14 protein-coding genes are annotated in these 19,239 nt (G+C 66.4%); 10 read left to right on the top strand and 4 right to left on the bottom strand.

Annotated elements, in window-relative coordinates:
* Positions 1-16: 16 nt before the first annotated feature.
* From AC56LG_RS06685 to AC56LG_RS06665, 5 genes are all read left to right on the top strand, one after another.
* Positions 17-457, top strand: coding sequence for a hypothetical protein (locus AC56LG_RS06685; protein WP_192049040.1), 441 nt, complete (start codon positions 17-19; stop codon positions 455-457).
* Positions 458-467: 10 nt separating this feature from the next.
* Entirely contained in the window at positions 468-4,118 is a 3,651-nt protein-coding gene (locus AC56LG_RS06680) for a tubulin-like doman-containing protein (RefSeq protein WP_497165329.1), read from the top strand.
* Between the two features lie 168 nt (positions 4,119-4,286).
* Positions 4,287-5,033 (top strand): hypothetical protein, encoded by a 747-nt coding sequence (locus AC56LG_RS06675; protein ID WP_497165328.1) that lies wholly within the window; start codon positions 4,287-4,289, stop codon positions 5,031-5,033.
* A gap of 59 nt (positions 5,034-5,092) precedes the next feature.
* The gene (locus tag AC56LG_RS06670) at positions 5,093-5,446 is read left to right on the top strand and encodes a hypothetical protein (RefSeq protein WP_497165327.1); all 354 of its coding nucleotides are present in this window, start codon (positions 5,093-5,095) and stop codon (positions 5,444-5,446) included.
* A 257-nt stretch (positions 5,447-5,703) separates the two neighbouring features.
* Positions 5,704-6,237, top strand: coding sequence for an REP-associated tyrosine transposase (locus tag AC56LG_RS06665; protein ID WP_497165326.1), 534 nt, complete (start codon positions 5,704-5,706; stop codon positions 6,235-6,237).
* Between the two features lie 57 nt (positions 6,238-6,294).
* Here AC56LG_RS06665 and AC56LG_RS06660 read toward each other — a convergent pair whose 3' ends face one another.
* A complete protein-coding gene (locus AC56LG_RS06660; protein WP_497165325.1) occupies positions 6,295-8,388 on the bottom strand; it encodes a GGDEF domain-containing protein in 2,094 nt (697 codons plus the stop codon).
* Between the two features lie 216 nt (positions 8,389-8,604).
* On the opposite strand from AC56LG_RS06660, the gene AC56LG_RS06655 reads away from it, so the two are divergent.
* Both AC56LG_RS06655 and AC56LG_RS06650 read left to right on the top strand, forming a co-directional pair.
* Positions 8,605-10,161 (top strand): ATPase domain-containing protein, encoded by a 1,557-nt coding sequence (locus AC56LG_RS06655; protein ID WP_497165324.1) that lies wholly within the window; start codon positions 8,605-8,607, stop codon positions 10,159-10,161.
* A complete protein-coding gene (locus AC56LG_RS06650; protein ID WP_497165323.1) occupies positions 10,158-11,387 on the top strand; it encodes a sensor histidine kinase in 1,230 nt (409 codons plus the stop codon). Before AC56LG_RS06655 ends, AC56LG_RS06650 begins: the two co-directional genes overlap by 4 nt.
* Before the next feature lie 240 nt (positions 11,388-11,627).
* On the opposite strand, the gene AC56LG_RS06645 is transcribed toward AC56LG_RS06650, so the two are convergent.
* The 3 genes from AC56LG_RS06645 to AC56LG_RS06635 all read right to left on the bottom strand — a co-directional run bounded on the left by AC56LG_RS06645 (position 11,628) and on the right by AC56LG_RS06635 (position 16,022).
* A complete protein-coding gene (locus AC56LG_RS06645) occupies positions 11,628-13,415 on the bottom strand; it encodes an ABC transporter ATP-binding protein (protein WP_497165322.1) in 1,788 nt (595 codons plus the stop codon).
* Positions 13,402-15,153 carry an ABC transporter ATP-binding protein gene (locus AC56LG_RS06640; protein ID WP_497165321.1) on the bottom strand — a complete coding sequence of 584 codons (1,752 nt, stop codon included), beginning with the start codon at positions 15,151-15,153 and terminating at the stop codon, positions 13,402-13,404. Before AC56LG_RS06640 ends, AC56LG_RS06645 begins: the two co-directional genes overlap by 14 nt.
* A gap of 116 nt (positions 15,154-15,269) precedes the next feature.
* A complete protein-coding gene (locus AC56LG_RS06635; RefSeq protein ID WP_497165320.1) occupies positions 15,270-16,022 on the bottom strand; it encodes a phasin family protein in 753 nt (250 codons plus the stop codon).
* 262 nt (positions 16,023-16,284) lie between these two features.
* On the opposite strand from AC56LG_RS06635, the gene AC56LG_RS06630 reads away from it, so the two are divergent.
* The 3 genes from AC56LG_RS06630 (at position 16,285) to AC56LG_RS06620 (ending at position 19,221) form a co-directional block, all read left to right on the top strand.
* Positions 16,285-17,559 (top strand): amidohydrolase family protein, encoded by a 1,275-nt coding sequence (locus AC56LG_RS06630; protein ID WP_497165319.1) that lies wholly within the window; start codon positions 16,285-16,287, stop codon positions 17,557-17,559.
* A 58-nt stretch (positions 17,560-17,617) separates the two neighbouring features.
* Positions 17,618-18,142 carry a GNAT family N-acetyltransferase gene (locus tag AC56LG_RS06625; RefSeq protein ID WP_497165318.1) on the top strand — a complete coding sequence of 175 codons (525 nt, stop codon included), beginning with the start codon at positions 17,618-17,620 and terminating at the stop codon, positions 18,140-18,142.
* A 110-nt stretch (positions 18,143-18,252) separates the two neighbouring features.
* Positions 18,253-19,221: a diacylglycerol/lipid kinase family protein gene (locus AC56LG_RS06620; protein WP_497165317.1), complete on the top strand. Its 969-nt coding sequence runs from the start codon at positions 18,253-18,255 to the stop codon at positions 19,219-19,221.
* Positions 19,222-19,239 lie beyond the last annotated feature (18 nt).

The following is a 19,239-nucleotide window of genomic DNA, read 5'->3' as shown; positions in this document are numbered from 1 at the left end:
CCCCAAGGAAAAGACCATGCAAGCCCAAAACACCACCGCCCAGGCCGACCCCGGCTTCAAGCTCCCCGCCGACAAGGCCGTGCCCGACGATCCGCTGCCGAAAACCACGCCGGAAACGCCGACCGGCACGCTCGACGTGATGCCCGGCGCCCCGGCGCCGGCGACCGACACCTCCACGCGCGACGTCGCCATCGGCACCGGCGTGTTCCTGGTGCTGCTGGTGGTGTACTTCTTCGTGCGCAACGCCTATGTGCACCACCTGGTGGTGCGCCGCGTGGCGCCGTCCACTGCCGGCAGCGCCGGCTGGCTGCTGTTCGTCGGCCTCGCCTTCCTGTCGGCCGCGGTAGTACTGGCGATCATCAACGCCAGCAAATATCTCACCTTCGGGGTGACGGTGCCGCTGGTCGCGGTCGGCCTGGGCGGCCTGGTCGCGGCGCTGTTCATCGGCCGCCGTTAAAGGAAACGACATGGCAGATATCCCGACACACGAGCAGATCAACCGCAAGTCCGAACTGAAGGTCGACCTGCGCCCGACGCTGTTCATCGGCGCCGGCGGCACCGGCATGGAAGTCATGATGCGCATCCGCCGGCGCATCCTGTCGGCCGTCTGGAACCGGCACCACCCGACCCGGGTCGAATCGATCGCCGACTTCCCGGTGGCGCGCTTCCTGCACTTCGACCTCGATTCGAATTCCGTCATCGACGAGGGCAAATCGCAGCGCACCGATCCCTGGTACGAACTGGTGAAACTCACCGACGAGGAACGGCTGGTGGAACCGCTCGACCTGCCGCAGTACCACGAGTCCGACGACAGCCTGGCGCGCTTTCCGTTGATCGAGAAATGGATGCCGCTGCGCCCGAAAAAACTGCGTTCGCTCGGCATCGACCCGTCGAAAGGGGCGGGCCAGATCCGCGCCGTGGCGCGCCTGTACCTGTTCGACAAATACCCCAAGCTGCGCGGGCGCATCAAGGGGGCGCTGAATTACCTGGGCAGTAACGCCGGCATCGAGCGCAAGGAGAATTACCAGCGCCTCGGGCTGCAGGTCGATACCTCGAAATTCCGCATCGTCGTCATCGCCTCGAACGCGGGCGGCACCGGCGCCGGCAGCGCGATCGACCTGGGCTGGATGGCGAAAGCGATCGCGCGCCAGGAAGTGGCGGACAGCCAGGTCGACCTGGTGATGTTCATGCCGTCGGGGTTTGCGAAAGCGAACAAGGAACGTACCGAAGCGAATGCCTACGCCACCATGATGGAGCTGGAAACGACCATGCGCGACATGAACGCGCAGGTCAAATGGATGGACCCGGACAGCATCACCGGGCGCGGCGCGCCGTTCGACGACGTCTACTTCGTCGACACCGCGAATCTCGCCAACAAGGCCACCCACGACGTCAAGGACGTGTACCAGATGGTGGCCGATACCCTGTTCGAAGACTTTGCCTCGGCCGACTTCGCCAACCGCAAGCGCTCGGTGGCGGTCAACCAGCAGCAGCACAAGCTGGGACCCTACAACCCGCGCGTGCCGGAAGCGCGTTTCGGCGACATGCGCCTGTCGTACTCGAAGGTGTATTCGGCATTCGGCCAGTCGGTGCTCGACACCCAGCAAAGCCTGCGCGAAGATATCCGCGCCTATGAACTGGCGGCGCTGATGGTCAAGGAATTCTTCGGCCTGGTCGGGCGCGACGGCGCCCTGGCGCGGCGCGCGGGCGACGGGGAACGCGATGGCTTCATGCGCGAACACATGGACATGCGCGAGCTGCCCTTCGACGAATTCCCCGATTTCAAAAAGGGGACGGTGGACGTGGCGCCGTTCCAGGAATACGCGCTGACCGGCCTGCTGTTGCGCGACAAGGAAGGGCGCTCGCTGCTGGAACGCGTGGAGAGCAAGGTGCAGCTCGAGATGGACCGCATCATGGCCGCCTTCGACGTGCCGCAATGGCGAGAACGCGTGGCCGAGCTGCTGCCGAACCTGGAGCGCGATGCGATTCGCGAAGCCGGCGCCAGCGCCGAGACCAGCGAAGACCGCATCAAGCGCCATACGGTCGAACTGACCAATGGCTTGAAGGCGCGTGTGCGCGAGCGCCTGTATGCCCTGCTGGATGACCGCAAGCAGGGCGGATTGGAATTCGTGCTGTCGCTGCTGGAACAGGTCAAATCGCGCCTGCTGCAGCGCGATCTCGCCAATGCCGAGCGCAATGGCCGTCGCTACCGCGACATCCGCGACGCGCTGCGCACGCGGCAAGTCGAGGAATCGCTGAACAACCTGTCGCAGGCGGCGGGCCGCCTGTTCGGCAAGGATGCGCAGGCACGTGAGGTCATGGCGCATTTGAAGCGCGACATCGCCGATTACCTGCGCTTCCACATGCTGGCGGTGGCCGCCGGCCAGTCGATCGACGTCATGCGCGGCATGTCGGCCTGGCTGGGCGAACCGCAGTCGACCGACGAATACGGCAATGCCCAATGGAGCGGCATCGCCGGCGAATTCCAGGAAGGCCGGCGCCATGTGCAGGACATCCTGCGCGCCGTCGACGGCCGCATCAGCCAGCTGCGCGCCGACGCGCGCCAGGAACACGCCACCTACATCAAGCTGGCCGGCGACATGCAGCCGGCGCCGGTGCGCCTGACCGGCGACGTCAGCGCGTGGAGCGAAGAGGTGCTACTGGAATTCGGTGGCTCCGGAAAACTGTTTCCGCAGCTGGGCGACGAGCGTACACGCGCGGATTTATTATTAAAGCTGTTCCGCCGCGCGCAGACGCAACTCTCGAACAGCGAGCTGCAGGGCGAACCGGTCGACCCGCTGCTCGAACGCCTGAACGCGATGACGCCGCAGGAACGCCAGCGCATCTTCGCCGAATGGATTCGTAGTGCCATGCCCTGGGTGAACGCGCGCTTCTCCGCCGAGTTCACTCCGAATTCGGACCAATTTAAATGTTTTATTGGAGTGGGCGACGTCGGTGCCTGGCGCCGGATGGAGGGCGAGATCCGCGCCGCGATCCCGACCGGGTATTTTCATGGCGACCTGGTGTCGGTGGTGAACACCGGCATTCCGGGGCGCGCGACCTGCTACATCGAACTGTCGGGCTTCCCGATGACGGTCCTGCGCGGGCTGCCGACCTGGCGCGCCTCGTACCAGATCGAGAACCCGAAAATTCCTACCCACCTGCATTTCGACTCGACGCGCTTTCGCCATCCGATTTCGCCGTCGATGGACGAACTCAATCGCCTGGCCGACGACTACGAGTGGTTCCTGCAGGCGATCGCGCTCGGCGTGATCCGCAGGAAGGCGGACCAGGGCGACCGCGAAGCGGCCTTCCAGCCGCGCGGGCAATACCTGTTCGAAGTCGAGCCCGGTTCCGGCGAATGGCTGCAGATCGGGAACGAGTACGCGATCCGCTCGAACGGCTTGCCGCCGTATTACCGCGAGCAGGTGATCGCGGCCGTGCGCAATCGCCAGGCCGCGCTCGGCCCGCACCAGTTGCTGCTGCTGGCGGCGCTGATGCGCCATTACCAGCAGCGCGTGTACGAGCCGCGCCTGGAAACCGACGAAACCGGCGCCCAGTTGCCGTCGCCGTCGCTGCCGAACATCACGGCGCGGCGCCTGTACGAAGCCTGGCTGCGCCGTGCGCAGGCCGTCGACAGCACGCTGTCGCAAGCCGCGGTCGACGCCGCGCTGGCGGCGATCGCCGCCTGGAGCGATACCGTCCCCGATTCGGCGCAGGACGCCTACAGCTGGGAAGTCGAACGTCCGGTCGACAAGCGCATCGTCAAACCCGAGATCCTGGCCAGCGAGGCGCGCGCCGCGGCGGCGCTGGAAGTGCGCGCCCTCGGCACAGCGGCGAGCGTGGCGGCCGCGATTCCCGATCCGCTGCCGGCGGCGCAGGCCGCTTCACAGCTTACCTATAAACTGTTCGTGGCGGGCGCCCAGCGCGGGCCGTTCGGGGTTGGCGAGATCGCGCAGCAACTGGCGCGCGGCGAGATCGAGCTGTCCACGCGCGCCTGGAGCATGGCGCAGGACCCGCGCTTCGGCAAGTGGGGAACCGTGGCCGACATTCCTGGCCTGGGACCACAGGCGCCATCGATTCCCGATCCGGACGACGGCGTCCCGGATCCGCAATAACAGGGGAGGGCTGTGCAAGAGCAACCGATGGTCCGCTGCATCCAGGCCGCGTGCGGGCACGCACTGCCGCGGCGCGTTAACTTTTGTCCGTATTGCGGGACCGCGCAGGAAGAGGCAAGGCCGGTGCCACCGGCGGCAGTGCCCGCGCCAGTGGCTGCACCTGTGGAGGTGGCTGCACCTGCGCCCGTTGCGGCGGCCGCACCTGCGGCGCCGGCCAGCGCGGCGCAGGAGCCGCCGGCGCGCGAGGCGATCGTCGTCACGGCCGCCATGAACGCTGCCGCCTCGGCCGCAGCCGTCACCGCCGCCGCCGCCGCGGCCCGCGCCGACGCGCAGGCCGCGCCACCCGCCAGGGCGCCGGCGCAGCCAGCCGCACCGGCGGCGGATATGCGTCCACCTGCCGGCGCCGCCGCCGGTGCCAATACACGGGTGCCGCCGCCGCGCAGCAGCCCCGCCGTGCCGCCGCGGCGCACGCCGGTGCGCCTGCGCTGGTGGCTGCTGGCGCTGGCCGTGCTGTGGGTGGTCTGGCTGATTGCGAATCCGTCGAAGCGGCGCATCGAAGCGCAGATGGACAAGGCGATCGCGCTGGCCGTCGAATGCAAGCCGCGCGAAGCCCAGAGCGAACTGATCGCCCTGCGCAGCACCAAAGCCACGCCCGAGCAGCTGCAGCGTGTGCAAAAGGCGCTCAACGACGCCAGCGGCGCCTGCACCCGCAAGCGCCAGCGCGACAAGGCCTGGCGCGAAGCGAAGACCTCGGTCGAGTCGGCGCTGTCGGCCGCCTCGTACGAACGCGCCCGCACGCGCCTGCGCACCTTTACCAAACGCTGGGGCGAAGACGACGCCACCCGCGCCCTGAAAGACAGGATCGAGGCACGCTCCCCCGAACATCCGCGCGCCGATGAGGTCGAAGGAAGGTGAGGCACCCGAGCGGCCACGCTGGGTGTATGCTTTCGGAAACACGAACACAGGAGCGAAACATGAAGACGATGACCATGTCCGGTGCGCTGCTGGTCCTGGCCCTGGCCGCCGGCTGCACGCGCGACGAGGAAGCGGTGGGGCCGGCGCAAAAGGCCGGCAAGGCGATCGACGAGGCCGGCGAAAAGGTGGCCGACGGCTTGCGCGCCCCGATCGAAAAGGCGGATGAAGCAGCGCAAAAACTGGCTGCCCGCGCCGAGGAAGAACGCCGCCAACTGGCCGAACGCACCGAGGCCGCGCGCGAAAAGATCAAGGACGCCACCCAGGAAGCCGGCCGTGGCCTGGAAAAGGCGACCAGCAAGGTGGGCGAGAAGGTCGAGCGGGCCGGCGAAAAGATGCAGGAAGCCGCACGGTAGGGTGGACGGGTTTCCGTCCATGCGTTGTCCACCGGACTCGTCAACGCGCCGGCGATTGCTTTACCGTTGAACGCGTGGACGGGGAACCCGTCCACCCTACGGCGCACATCGCAAAAATGTAGGGTGGACGGGTCTCCCGTCCACGCGTTCACCGTTTTCATGCCCTGTGACACTCATCGTCGCGCTGCGTTTGATCGGCCTCATCTTCCGGCACCGCTCGCCTAACGTGCGCACATTCACCGCATTACGATCGCGCGATGTCCCGTTTCCGTCGCGCCCGCACCGGCTCCACCTACTTCTTCACCCTCGTCGCATGGCGCCGGCGCCCAATCTTGTGCGAACCCGACGTACTGGCTGCAACGCGCGCCGCGATCCAGATGGTGCGCGCACGCCGCCCCTTCACAATCGACGCTTGGGTCCAACTCCCTGACCACTTACATTGCATCTGGACCCTGCCCGAGGACGACACCGATTTTTCACAACGCTGGCGCGAGATAAAACACCACGTCTCCTACGTCTGCCGTGATCGATCCAGTTCGGCCCCGATAACGTCGTGCATGCAGCGTCGCGGCGAGTCGGCCATCTGGCAACGCCGGTTTTGGGAGCACCAGATCAGGGATGAGTGCGATTTTGAGCGGCACGTCGATTACATTCACATTAATCCGGTCAAGCACGGGCATGCACCGCATGCATCGTTGTGGCCGTATTCGAGTTTTTCCCGATATGTCCGGGAAGGAATGTATCCGGCAGATTGGGGTGGGCCGGTGGAAACCGGATTGTGTTGGGAGTAGAGAGCGATTGACCGTTCAACGCGTGGACGGGGGACCCGTCCACCCTACGAACTGGCTTTACGCGCTCGCGCGCAGATCCGGATACCCGCCCGTCACGATCGACATATCGACGAACCCCGCGCGCCAGGCCTGCTCCAGGTTCTGCTCGACTTCCTCGAGCGAGGTGCGCCCGAAATTGGTGAAGCCGCGCACGCCGTAGGCGCGGTTGCGGCCGTGGCCCTTGGCCATGTACAGCGCCATGTCGACCAGGTTGACGGCGCGCTCCCACGGCAGCGGCTGGCCGCCCGGGGCCAGCGGATACGGCGCGAAGCCGATCGACACGTTGACCGACAGCGTCGTGCCCTGGCAGGCGATGCTGGTCGCGCCGATGCCGGTCAGCAGGCGGCGCGCGACTTCGTCCAGACCGCTCTTCGGGATCGCCGGCAGGAAGGCGAGGAATTCCTCGCCGCCCCAGCGCACGATCATGTCGGTCTCGCGCAGGATCTCGCGCAGGCTCTCCGCAATCCTGATCAGCACCGCGTCGCCGGCGCTGTGGCCCCAGGTGTCGTTGATGTGCTTGAAGTGATCGACGTCGAGCAGGAACAGCGCGCTGACCATCTCCTCGCCCGCGGTGCCGGCGCCGCGCTGGTCGCTCATGCGCTCGCTAATGCGGTCGGCGACGCGGTCGCCGCGCATGAACTCCTGGAAGTGGCGGCGGTTGTACAGGTTCGTCAGCGGGTCGCGCGCGCTCTGCTGCTTCAGTTCCTGGTTTTTCAGGAACAGCTGAGCGTTCGCGTGGCGCACCTTGCGGTACAGGAGGGCGACCACGAGCGAGGCCAGCGCGAACACAGCGGCCAGCAGCCACCACACGCGCTGCTGCAGGCGGCGGTTGTCGATCTCGACCGACTTGATCTCGTTCTCGCGCTCGAGCAGGACGATCTGGCGCTCCTTCTTGTCGGCGTCGTATTTTTCCTGCAGCTCGAGCATCGCCTTCTGGCGGCGCCGCTCGAACAGTTCGTTCGACAGGGTACGCTCGCGGTGGTACGCCTGCACCGCGCCGGCGTAGTCGCCCGCCCGTTCGAGCGCCTCGCCGTACTCGGCCAGCACGATCTGCAGTTCGGGCTTGTCGCCGCGTTTTTCATACGAGGCCAGGCCCGCTTCGAAACTGCGCTTGCCTTCGGTCAGGTTCCCGGTCGACAGGAATGCCTGTCCCAGGTTCACCTGTGCCGTCGCCAGCGCCACCTCGTCGTTGATTTTCCCGGCAGCCGCGATCGCCTGTACCGAATACGACTTCGCATTGCGATAGTCGCCCATCTTGAGATAGCAGTCCGCCAGGTTGACCAGCGAGCGCACCACCAGCGACTGGGCGCCGATCTGGCGCTGCAGGTCGAGCGCCATCGTCTGCGCCTTCAGCGCGCGCGGCAACTGGCCGGTATCGACCGCGAGGCCGTATTCGGTGGCCTTGAGCGTCGCCATGCGGCCGGGAGAATTGGTCTTGCCGGCCGCCTCGGTCGCTTCGGCCAGGGCTTCGAAGCCCTTGTCGTGCTCGCGCATCTGGCCATACAGGCGCGCCAGCGAGTTGAGCACCATGACGAGGTGGACCGGTCCGCCGTGCTGGCGGGTATAGGCCAGCACCGCCTGGGTCTTTTCCAGCGACAGGGGAAAGTTGCCGTCTTCGGCGTACGACTCGGCCGAGGACACCCCGACGCGCACGCGCAGTTCGACGTCGTCGGTCGTCAAGGCCAGGCGCTCCGCTTCCCAGACCAGCGCATGCGACACGGCCAGCTCTTTTTGCCGGTACTTGATATAGCCCTTGGACAGCAGGCCCTTGGCCAGTGCGCCATTGTCGTTGGCCTGGCGGCCGAACGCGATCAGCTCGTCGCAGGTGGCCAGCGCCTTGTCGAGCCGGCCGACGCCCATATAGGCGACGCACAGCTGGGCCAGCATTTCGCCCTTGTCCGCGACCGTGGCCACGCGCGCTTCGTGTTCGACGCCGAGCAGCAGCGGCAGCGCGCGTTCGGGAATGAAGCGGTTGATTTCGCGGATCCCGGCCAGGCGTTCGGCCAGCGGTGCGGCGGTTTGTCCCCAGGCGCAGGAGGACGCCAGCAATAACGAGGCCAGCAGCGTCGCGGTGCGACGGCGTGGCTGTCTGAACGTGCGTGCTGCCGGCATAGATGGTCTCTCGAGGATGGTCGGTTTAGCGTCATGACGCGCGCCCATCTGCCATTATATTCTTGTTGCAAGACAGAAATATCACTTTTTTTGACGACATATCGCAAATATGCGACGTTGAAAGAGCAATGTTGGCGTTCAATTATTTCGCAGGAGTACCAGGTAAACACGCCCCTCGGCCGTGTTAAGCTCAGCGTACATCGACAGGGAGGAGTCATGAGCGGACTGGTAAAAACCGGAATCAGTGGCCTCGACGACATTCTCCTTGGCGGCATTCCGCGCAATAACAACCTGATCGTCGAGGGCCCGCCGGGCTCGGGCAAAACCACGCTGGGCCTGGGTTTCATTTACCACGGCGCGCGCGACTACGACGAACCCGGCGCCATCGTGTCGTTCGAGCTCGACCCGGCCAAGCTGCTGCGCGACGCCGCCGGCTTCGATTGGGACCTGCAGGGCATGATCGACCGCGGCAAGATCAAGATCATCCAGACCAGTCCGGCCGTGCTGCTGAGCGAATTCCGCAATCCCGACGGCGCCTTTGCGGCCGCGCTGGTCGACATGCAGGCCAGGCGCCTGCTGATCGACGGCCTGACGCCGCTGCGCCTGTATGCGGAACTGAACGACATGCCCTTCCGCGAAGACGTGCACCTGCTGATCGACGGCCTGACGCGCCTGGGCGTCACCTCGATGGTCACCGCCGAAAAGGACGAATCCCTCACCGGCGTGCTGGCGCACGAGCGTTTCGTGTTCGACACCATCATTTCGCTCGGGCGCGAGGAAAACCGCCGCCGCGTGCAGCGCCGCCTGACGGTGATGAAGTCGCGTGGCCAGGATTTCATCGGCGGCAGCCATACGATGCGCATCGAGCCGGCGGTCGGCGTGCAGGTCTACCGCCGCGCGCAATCGCGCCCGCTCGCCTGGGAAGCGCAGCCGACGTCGGACGAGCGCCTGTCGACGGGTTCGCCCGCGCTCGACCGCATGATGGATGGCGGCATCTATAAAGGGTCGGTGACGCTGGTGAGCGGCATTTCGGGCACCGGCAAGACGGTGCTGAGCGTGCAGTTCCTGACGCACGCGGTGCAGGCCGGCCACAAGGCGCTGCTGGTGAGCCTGGACGAGCACCCGGCCCAGCTGATACGCAACGCCAGGTCGCTCGGTTTCGACCTGCAGGCGCTGGTGGACGCCGGCGACCTGCATATCCATTACGAGTCGCCGCTGGAACTGGAACTCGATGTCCACTTCGACCGCATCGCCAGGCTGGTCGAAGAACAGGGCATCGACTGCGTGGTGTTCGATTCGATCGCCGTCTACGAGATCACGAGCCGCAGCGAAGTGGCCGATTACCTGTACGCGCTGGCGACCTTTTTCAAGGACCGCCTGGCCACGACCCTGTTCAACTACGAAAGCCCGGAACTGCTGGGCGTGTCGCAGATCAGCGAAGACCTGAAGGGTTCGCACCTGGTCGACAACATCGTCCTGCTGAACTACGTCGAGGTATCGACCGTGCTGCGGCGCGCGATCGCCGTGCCCAAGGTGCGTGGCAGCCGCAACCTGCAGGTCACGCGCGAGTACACCATCGGTACCGGCGGCCTGCTGCTGCTCGAGGAGGAAGACAGTGCGCAGGCCGGCGCCGTGCCGCAACTGCCGTTTTCGTCCTACTACGGTTTGCTGTCGCGCTCGCCGTCGCGCCGCAGTCCGCTGATCGAGGAAGCCGTCGCCAAAGGCGCTCCCTTGCCGCCATCGCCCGACCTGCCGGCCGAAAAACCCCGGTGATCACGGTCAACCTGCGCGCCAATGCACCAGTCGACTGGGGAGACTGGGACACGCCGCTGACCCAGTTCGCGCAGGCGACCGGCCTGGTCACGTCCGCCTTCGACGCCGAGGGCGTGCGCCGCATCGGACCGAAGACCGGTTCGCGTTTGGCCAGCCTGCTCGAACGTTCCAGCCTGTGGGCCGTCGACGGCCCCGGTACGGCGCTCGAGCGCACGCTGGTGCAGCTGTCGCGTGGCGACGGCAAGCCGGCCGCGGCACTGTTTTGCGGGATGCGCGTGTGTTCGCTGCCGCTGCTGCTGCGCGGCGAGGTGTATGGCGTGCTGGTATTCGGCTGGCGCTTCGCCGACTTCAGCTCGCAGCTCGAATGCGAGCGCATCGCCCGGCAGATTGGCCTGCCCGGCCACATGCTGTGGAACGAGGTGCGGCTGGACGCGCCCGTGTCCGAACAGCGCATGGGCACCTACGTGGCGCTGCTGGGCACCCTGTCCGGCACGCTCGACCGCCAGCGCGAAACCATCGACGACCTGACGCGCGTGAACCGCACGCGCGACCTGTTCCTGGCGACGGTGTCGCACGAAATGCGCACGCCGCTGTCGGCCCTGTCGATGCGCATCGACCTGATGCTGCGCACGATCCCGGACCTGCCGCCCAAGGTGATCAAAGGTCTCGAATCGATGCGCGTGCACGTGCACCAGGAAACGGGCATGGTCGACGACCTGATCGACGCCGCGCGCACGCTCACCGGCCAGATGTCGATCGTGCGCTCTCCCGTCAAGCTGGGGCAAATCCTGCGCGACGCCATCTCGACCGTGGAAACCTTTGCCCACACCAAGGGGATCCGGATGCTGGTCACGCCCGCCGATTACGGCGACCACATCCGCCTCGACGCCGACGGCCGCCGCCTGCAGCAGGTAGTCTGGAACCTGCTCTTCAACGCCACCAAGTTCACGCCCGAAGGCGGCGTGATCCGCATCACGATCGGGCGCAGCGAAGGAACCGTGGCGATCGACATCGCCGACTCGGGGCAGGGCATCGCCCCGGACGACCTGCCGCACGTCTTCGGCGCCTTCACGCTGCAGCAGCACGACAACGCCACCGGCCTCGGCCTGGGCCTGTTCATCGCGCGCCGCATCGTCGAACTGCACGGCGGCACGCTGAGCGTCAGTAGCGCAGGGAGGGGGAAGGGGGCGACGTTTGCGATACGGTTGCCGGTGACGGGTGGATGATGTCTGCCAAACTGCCAGTCCGGTTAAAGCAGTCCATTTCAAGAACGAAGCACAGACCCGTAGGGTGGGCGGCTACACCCGGGCGCGTGGTTAGTCGCTGCCTGAATGCCGCCCACGCGTTCAACTATCTTCTGAAACTTCGCGACGTCTCACCGGCTGGTTGAACGCGTGGGCGGCAGAAACGCCACTGGTCATCAACCTTACGAGGTGTAGCCGCCCACCCTACGGGTCTGAAGCACCTCACACCGCCAGCTGCTGCAGCAAATACAAGCGCTGATACAAGCCACCCTCGATCCCCATCAGCTCCTCGTGCGCACCCGACTCGGTGATACGCCCGTGATTGAGCACAACGATCCGGTCCGCATCGCGAATCGTCGACAGCCGGTGCGCGATCGCGATGATCGTCACGTGGCCGCGCAATTCGTCTAGTGCTTCCTGCACGATCTGTTCGGTGGCGCTGTCGATGCGCGAGGTGGCTTCGTCGAGCAGCAGGATGCGCGGTTCGCCGGCCAGGGCGCGGGCGATGGCGATCAGCTGCTTCTGGCCCGAGGACAGGCGCGAGCCGCCTTCGCCGAGCGAGGTGTCGTAGCCCTGTTCCAGCGCTTCGATGAAGTCGTGCGCGTGGGCGGCGCGTGCCGCGGCTTCGATGCGCTCGAAGGGAAGATCGCGCCCCATGTCGATGTTTTCGCGCGCCGATGCGGCCAGGATGAACGGGTCTTGCGGCACCAGGCCGACTTCATTGCGAAAATGGTCGTTGTCGATGCCGGCGATCGGTTCGCCGCAGATCTCGATGCGCCCGGTCTCGGCCGGGTAGTAGCGCAGCAGCAGCGACAGCAGGGTCGATTTGCCGCTGCCGGTGTGGCCGACGATGCCGAAAAAGGCTCCTTGCGGGATGTCGAGCGTGATGTCGTGCAGGACGTTCTGGCCCGGCACGTAGGCAAACGTCAGACCCTGCACGCGCACCGCCGGCGCGTCGGGGCGGGCTTCGAGGCGCGCGCCGGCGGCGCGGCCGGCCGTGTGTTCGGCGGCGCCGGGTTCGTCGAGCAGGGTGGCGACGCGCGCGGTGGCGACCACCGCCTGCTGCAGGCCGCTGAACTGCATCGTGATCTGGATGAGCGGCTCGACCACGCGCGCGATGTAGCTGATGAAGGCGTACAGCACCCCGACCTCGACCGCGCCGATCTCGCGCTGGCCGAAGCTGAAGATGACGACCGCCAGCAGGATCACGTTGAGCAGGTCGAGCGCGGGCCGCAGCAGGAAAGCGTTGGCCTTCAGTTCCGACAGGCGCGCGTCGTAGTGCTTGTCGTTGGTAGCGGCAAAACGCTGGCCGAAGCGGCCGGCGGCGTTGCTGGCCTGGAGCACCGTCATGCCGCCGATCGATTCGGCCATCTGGCCATTGATGTCGCTGCGCAGTGCACGCGCGCGCGTCACCGCCGGCGCGGAGAGGCGCTGGTACAGCCAGACGATGACCAGCACCGCCGGCAGCAGCGCCAGCACGATCAGCATCAGGCGCCAGTCGAGCCAGGCCATGGCGATCATGGTGCCGACCAGGACGATGCTCGAATCGAGCAGTACGAACAGCACCTGGATGTACAGGGTTTTGACGGCCTCGGTATCGTTGGTCACGCGGCTGACCAGCTGGCCGGTGATGGCGCGGTCGAAGAAGGCCATCGGCAGGCGCATCACGTGGCCGTACACCCATTCGCGCAGGCGCTGCACCGAGCGCATCGCCATGCCGGACAGGCGGATCAGCTGCAGGTAGCGCAGCCAGGAGGCGGCCCAGCCGGTAAGCAGCACGCCGCCCAGCAGCAGCGACATGCGCGTCCAGTCGGCGTGGCGCGGCAGCAGGTGGTCGTCGATCAGGGCTTTACCCAAAATCGGGCCGATCACTTCGAGGAAGGCGGACAGCATCAGCCACAAGGTGGCCAGCATCAGCTGGCGGCGGTCGGGCCAGGCGGCGCGCTTGAGCAGGCTCGACGCCTGGGTGAGCTGGGCGCGGCCGGCTTTTTCTGTTTTAGCTTGCGTCAAGGCTGGCCTCCAGTTGTTGGTAGCGCCACTGGCTGGCATACCAGCCGTCCAGCGCGAGCAGTGTCTCGTGGTCGCCCGATTCGACGATGCGGCCCTCTTTCAGCACCACGATCAGGTCGGCGTTGACGACCGCCGACAGGCGATGGCTGGCGATGATCGCCGACAGCTCCGGCCTGGCGGCGCGCAGCTCGGCCAGGTGCTCGAGGATGCGCGTCTCGGTGCCGGTGTCGACCGCCGACAGGGCGTCGTCCAGCAGCAGCAATGAACTGTGCGCCAGCAGCGAGCGCGCGATCGCCACGCGCTGGCGCTGGCCGCCCGAGAGCGTGATGCCTTTTTCGCCGACCGGCGTGTCGTAGCCTTGCGGGAAGCGCAGGATGTCGTCGTGGATGGCGGCCATGCCGGCTGCCGCCTCGATCTCGGCGCGGCTGGCGCCGGGGCGGGCCAGGGCGATGTTCTCGGCGATGCTGGCCGAGAACAGGAAGGATTCCTGCGGCACCCAGCTGGTGGCCGCGCGCAAGGCCGCCAGCTGGTAGCTCGCCAGCGGGTGGCCGCCCCAGGTGACGGTCCCCGCTTGCGGCGTGGCCTGGCGCAGCAGCACGCGCAGCAGCGTCGATTTGCCGGCGCCGGTCGGGCCGACCAGGCCCAGCGTCATGCCGGGGCGGAGCAGCACCGAGACGCCATCGAGCGCCGGTTTCTCGGCGCCGCCGTAGGTGAAGCGCACGTCGCGCAAGACCAGCGGACCGTCTTCGATGCGTTCCAGGCTGCCTTCGTCGACCACCGTCAGCGGCGCATCGAGCATCGGCTGCAGGCGCGCCAGGCCGGCGCGGCCGCGTTCGATCAGCGACAGCACCCAGCCGGCCGCGAACATCGGCCAGATCAGCTGGCCGAGGTACATGGTAAAACTGGTCAATGCACCGATGGTGAGCTGGTTCTGCCAGACCAGGTAGCCGCCCAGGCCCAGCGTCAGGGTGCTGGCCGCGGTGAGGGTCAGGCCGACCGCCGGCTCGTAGGCTGCTTCCCATTTTTTGGCGTCCAGGCTGGCGTCTGCCGCCTTGCCGGCCAGTGCAGAGAACTGCGCGCTGCTGCGCGCTTCCAGGCCGAGGGCGCGCACGGTGCGCACGCCGGAGAGCGATTCCTGCACGTGGTCGTTCAGCGCCGAAAAACGTTTCAAGGAATCCGTTTCGGCGGTGTGGATGTGGCGCGAGATGTACCAGAAGGCGAGGCCCATGAGCGGAAAGGGGAGCAGGGCGATCAGCGCCAGGCGGTAGTCGACCCCGAGCAGCATCACGCCCAGCACCATGACCAGGGTGAGCGTACCGTCGAATCCGGCCAGCATGGCTTCGCCGGCCGCCATCTCGATGGCGTCGATGTCGTTCGTCGCCAGCGCCATCAGGTCGCCGGTGCGCTGCTTCTGGTAGAACCCCGGGCCTTGCGCGGCCAGGCGCGCATACAGGCGCGTGCGCAGCTCGACGCCGAGGCGGTAGGCGGCCGAATACAGGCGGATGCGCCAGCTCACGCGGAGCACGTAGATCGCCGCGCCGAGGGCCAGCAGCTCGAGGATGCCCATGGTGAGGTCGTGGGGCGACAGGGTGTGCGCGGCCAGGCCGTCGATCAGGCGGCCCACCGTGCGCGGCACCCAGACCGTGCACACGGCGACACCCACCAGCATCACCGCCGACGAGGCATACGCCTTCCAGTGGCGCAGCACGAAGCTGCCGACCAGGCTTGCTAAACTCATGTTGTTCCTTGTTTCTGCCTGTGGCGAATGCAAAAGCCGGCCAAATAAAAAAGCGGGCCGCAGCCCGCTAGTTTACTTTTTTTGCGCATCAGGCGCAGCGCGCCACGCGCGGCCGCTCAGGGCTGCTTGCGGCGGCCCCTGGTGCCGCGGATTTCCGTAACTTTGGTGGTTGTCGTTGGATTGCCGACCGGCGGTGTCGCATCTACTGGCTCGACCTTCGGCAGTTCGATCTCGACCGACACTTCCACCGGCACGCTGGCGGCGACCGGATGCGGCGGTTCGACCGACATGTCGGTGATCTCACTGGCGGCCAGCGCGATCGCGGTCGGCGCGACGTTTGGCGCGACGACGGAGGTCACGACCTCGATCGATGGCACGCTTTCCGGTTCGGCCACGGGCGCGGTGAATGGCGCCGCAACTACGGGAGCAGGGGCAGGCTCAGCGTCGGCCGCAGGAGTTGCCGCAGCGGGCAGCGACGGCGTCATGCTCGCCACGGCCGCATCGGCCGTTTGCTGCGCCGCTGCGGCATTCGCCGTGGTGATCGCATTCAGGGCGTCGGCGCTGTAGCTGCGCAGCGGCGAGAAGCCGGCGGCGATGCTGAACAGCTCGTTGCCATAGTCGAGCATCGAGCGCAGCTGCTGTTGGGAATGCGAGCCGAACGCCAGCAGGTCGCGCGGGTCGCGCATGGCCAGCAATTGACGCAGCGCGGCGGACGATTGTTCGAGGGCGCTGCGCGAGGCGTTGAGCTGGAGCGCGACGACGCGGCTGGTCTGGTCGAGGGCCTGGTCGCCGAAGCTGCGCATCAGGTTGAATCCATTGTCGAGCTGGGTAAGACGCGCTGCTGAAAACTGTTCTGGAAGCGAAGTCATCGGAAAATCCTTATCGATCGGCTATCGGTTATGACGGGTCGGGCAGTAGATGGCGCAAAGGCTATGACATAAAGCTTATGGCGCACTGCAACATAACCAGTGTAGCCCCGATGCTGAGTGCCGCAAAGCGAAATTTGTCACCGTGTCATGAGCGCAATATTGCATCGCAGCACCGTTACAATTGAACACCTTATTAAACACGTACACAACATCGAAAGTGATGGGAAATCGCTACAATCATTCGACCTGAACAGGAGCGCCCATGGACCTTGTAATACGTAATGCCACCCTGGCCGATGGCCGCAGCGGGATCGACGTCGGCGTCGCCGGCGGCCGCATCGCCGCTGTCGAAGCGCGCCTGTCGGTACAGGGCGCACGCGAAATCGATGCCGGCGGCGACCTGCTGTCGGCGCCGTTTGTCGACGCCCATTTTCACATGGATGCCACGCTCAGCTACGGCCTGCCGCGCGTCAACCAATCCGGCACCTTGCTCGAAGGCATCGCGCTGTGGGGCGAACTGAAACCGCAACTGGCGCAGGAAGCGCTGATCGAACGGGCGTTGCAATATTGCGACTGGGCCGTGGCGCGCGGCCTGCTGGCGATCCGTACCCACGTCGATATTTGCGACGACCGCCTGCTGGCGGTGGAAGCCCTGCTCGACGTGAAACGGCGGGTGGCGCCGTATCTCGACCTGCAGCTGGTCGCCTTTCCGCAGGATGGCCTGCTGCGCAGCCCGGGCGCCTTCGATAACCTGAAGCGGGCCATTGCCATGGGCGTGGACGTGGTTGGCGGCATCCCGCATTTCGAGCGCACCATGGCGCAGGGCACGGAGTCGGTGCGCCTGCTGTGCGAATTCGCGGCTGAACGCGGCCTGCGCGTGGACATGCATTGCGACGAAAGCGACGACCCGCTGTCGCGCCACATCGAAACGCTGGCTTACGAAACCTGGCGCCTCGGCCTGCAGGGACGCGTCGCCGGTTCGCACCTGACCTCGATGCATTCGATGGACAATTACTATGTCAGTAAATTGCTGCCGCTGATCGCCGAATCGGGCGTGGCGGCAATCGCGAATCCCCTGATTAACATCACCCTGCAGGGCCGCCACGATAGCTACCCCAAGCGGCGCGGCATGACGCGCGTGCCGGAATTGCTGGCCGCCGGCGTCGACGTCGCCTTTGGCCACGATTGCGTGATGGACCCCTGGTACGGCATGGGTTCGGGCGACATGCTGGAAGTGGCGCACATGGGCCTGCACGTGGCGCAGATGACGGGGCAGGCGGCCATGCTGCAGTGCTACCGGGCCATCACCGACACGCCGGCGCGCATCCTCGGACTCGAGGGCTATGGCATCGCTCCCGGCTGCCATGCCGACTTCGTGCTGCTCGACGCTGCCAGCCCGGTGGAGGCGATCCGCCTGCGCGCCGCGCGCCGCCTGGTCGTGCGCCGCGGGCAGGTGGTGGCCGAGGCGCCGCGCGCGGCCGCGACCCTGCACCTGGACGGACGCCCCGGCACGGTCGACTTCCGTATCGGGCGCTGAGTTCGCCAAACCCGGTGCTAGAATCAATTTCATTTTTGATAAGAAGTATTGCCGAGCCGTGAAAGAACTCCAGATCCGCCCCGCGACCAGCGCCGATTTCGACGCCATGTGGAACATTTTCAGCGCCCATGTGCATGCGGGGGAAACGTATCCGTTCGAGCCGGAAACTACCCGCGAAGCGGTGCAGGCCTATTGGTTCGGCCCTGGCGTCACCAGCCGCGTGGCGGCGCTGGGCGAGCGCGTGCTGGGCATGTACCGCGTCGTGCCGAACCAGCTCGGGCGCGGGCGCCACGTCGCCAACGCTTCCTACATGGTCAGCCCGGCGGCGCAGGGCGCGGGCGTGGGCCGCATGCTGGGCGAACACAGCATGCTCGAGGCGCGCAGCCAGGGTTACCTGGCGATGCAGTTCAATTATGTGGTGAGCACCAACACGGCCGCCGTCATGCTGTGGAAAAAGCTCGGCTTTGCCATTGTCGGCACCCTGCCCAAGGCATTCCGCCACAAGCGCCTCGGCTATGTCGACGCCTACGTCATGTACCAGTTGCTGCAGGATCCGGACCACTGGCCGACCGCCGACGAGTAGGCTTGGTTCGACTCTTTATTGCCGCACGGCTGCGGTGCAGCATGCCCGTATGCACAGTGATAGGATGAGCTTGTCAATTCGACATCCAACCTACAACAGTCAAACCATCCATGCATCCCGTCGAACCCGGTCCGAACGCAGCCTTCTACGTCGTCATGAACGCCGGCTCCGGCCATTCCGAAACGGCATTGCGCGAGTCGACCATCCGCGACGTGCTGCAGGCGGCTGGTCGCACCGTCCACCTCGAGATCGTCGACGATCCCGGCAAACTGCAGGACATCGCGCGCCGCATGGCAACCCAGGCTCGAGAGAACGATGGCGTGGTGGTTGCCGCCGGCGGTGACGGCACCATCAACACCGTCGCCCACGAGGCGGTGCAGCAAGGCTGCCTGTTCGGCGTGCTGCCGCAGGGGACGTTTAACTATTTCGGCCGCACCCACGGCATTCCCGAAGACCTCGAAGAAGCCGTGCGCGCGCTGCTCGACGCCCGCGTCACGCCGGTCCAGATCGGCATGGTCAACGACCGTATCTTCCTCGTCAACGCCAGCGTCGGCCTGTATCCGCAGCTGCTGGAAGCGCGCGAGCTCGATAAACGCCAGTACGGGCGCAGCCGCGTGGTGGCCATCCTTTCGGCTCTGAAGACGGCGCTCGGGCGCCACCGTCCGCTGCGCATCCGGCTCGAGCTCGACGGCATCATGCGCAAGCTGCGCACGCCGACTCTGTTCGTCGGCAACAACCGGCTGCAGATGGAGCAGGTCGGGCTGGAGCCGATGGGCGAGGCGCTCGGAGAAGGAGAATTGGCCGCGATCGCGCCGCGCCCGGTGGGCAAGCTCGGCATGCTCGGCCTGCTGCTGCGCGGCGCCCTCGGACGCCTGGGCGATGCCGACAACGTGATCGCCTTTTCCTTCAAGCGCCTGACGGTGAAGCATGCCGCGCTGTCGCCGCGCAAGCGCATCAAGGTCGCCACCGATGGCGAGGTCACCCACATGCGCATGCCGCTCGAGTTTCGCGTGGTCGAGGGACGGCTGCTGCTGCTGAGGCCCGCCGTCCGGGCAGCCGCCGCCGCGGCCGACGCGTAGGCCACGTTATTTGTAGAA

The sequence above is a fragment of the Telluria sp. ZB2R32 genome (genome assembly GCF_059685715.1).
The sequence above is the reverse complement of the archived record's forward strand: the minus strand, read 5'-3'. Positions and strand labels throughout refer to the sequence as shown.

Bases quoted from the DNA above. Each gene is read 5' to 3' on its own strand.
- AC56LG_RS06620 (WP_497165317.1), top strand. From the start codon at position 18,253: ATGCATCCCGTCGAACCCGGTCCGAACGCAGCCTTCTACGTCGTCATG.
- AC56LG_RS06680 (WP_497165329.1), top strand. From the start codon at position 468: ATGGCAGATATCCCGACACACGAGCAGATCAACCGCAAGTCCGAACTG.
- AC56LG_RS06670 (WP_497165327.1), top strand. From the start codon at position 5,093: ATGAAGACGATGACCATGTCCGGTGCGCTGCTGGTCCTGGCCCTGGCC.
- AC56LG_RS06655 (WP_497165324.1), top strand. From the start codon at position 8,605: ATGAGCGGACTGGTAAAAACCGGAATCAGTGGCCTCGACGACATTCTC.
- AC56LG_RS06685 (WP_192049040.1), top strand. From the start codon at position 17: ATGCAAGCCCAAAACACCACCGCCCAGGCCGACCCCGGCTTCAAGCTC.
- AC56LG_RS06630 (WP_497165319.1), top strand. From the start codon at position 16,285: ATGGACCTTGTAATACGTAATGCCACCCTGGCCGATGGCCGCAGCGGG.
- AC56LG_RS06665 (WP_497165326.1), top strand. From the start codon at position 5,704: ATGTCCCGTTTCCGTCGCGCCCGCACCGGCTCCACCTACTTCTTCACC.
- AC56LG_RS06640 (WP_497165321.1), bottom strand. From the start codon at position 15,153: ATGAGTTTAGCAAGCCTGGTCGGCAGCTTCGTGCTGCGCCACTGGAAG.
- AC56LG_RS06660 (WP_497165325.1), bottom strand. From the start codon at position 8,388: ATGCCGGCAGCACGCACGTTCAGACAGCCACGCCGTCGCACCGCGACG.
- AC56LG_RS06635 (WP_497165320.1), bottom strand. From the start codon at position 16,022: ATGACTTCGCTTCCAGAACAGTTTTCAGCAGCGCGTCTTACCCAGCTC.